This is a genomic window from Pseudomonas sp. 43(2021) (genome assembly GCF_017490805.1).
In the GTDB taxonomy this organism is placed as follows: domain Bacteria; phylum Pseudomonadota; class Gammaproteobacteria; order Pseudomonadales; family Pseudomonadaceae; genus Aquipseudomonas.
The window spans coordinates 1-446 of record NZ_JAFGYJ010000524.1 but is presented as its reverse complement, the minus strand read 5'-3'; the positions used below and the strand labels follow the sequence as shown (position 1 = coordinate 446).

Below are 446 nucleotides of genomic sequence, written 5' to 3'. Positions count from 1 at the left end.
TCCCACGTGTATGCCTTCGGCGACTCAACCAAAATCCACTCCTTTTTCGACAATCTAAAATCGATCGCCTTCTTAATTTCCTCGAATTTCTGCTGGTGCAAAAGCAAAACACGGACGCCAACCAAATCGGTAATTCTCGAAAGTAGATTATCAGGCGTTATCGGATTACTAGGATCCCATTTCCTAACAATCTTCTCCTTGAGATGAGCAGGATCTTTAAGTCGCGACTTAACGGAGTGAACGTGAGGCGCGGCCTTAGGATGCAGGCTAAAAAAATCAACAATATGACGGCGCCACATATCCAAATCACCATAATCTCCTTTGTAGCGCTCAAGAATGAGACCAAAGGTCTCGTCGCCCAGGAGAACGTCACTCATTGCATTCTCGCCAACAGATCTTTCGCGAACCCAACATATTTCTCCCTGGTAGCTTCGTACGTCGTACGA

The 446-nt window shown here is 46.2% G+C and carries 1 protein-coding gene; it reads right to left on the bottom strand.

Annotation, left to right across the window (positions count from 1 at the left end; all coding sequences use genetic code 11):
- Positions 1-377, bottom strand: a 377-nt coding sequence (locus tag J5M71_RS28505) for a RelA/SpoT domain-containing protein (protein WP_207839011.1), incomplete at its 3' end; no start/stop codon positions are given.
- Between the last annotated feature and the right edge of the window lie 69 nt (positions 378-446).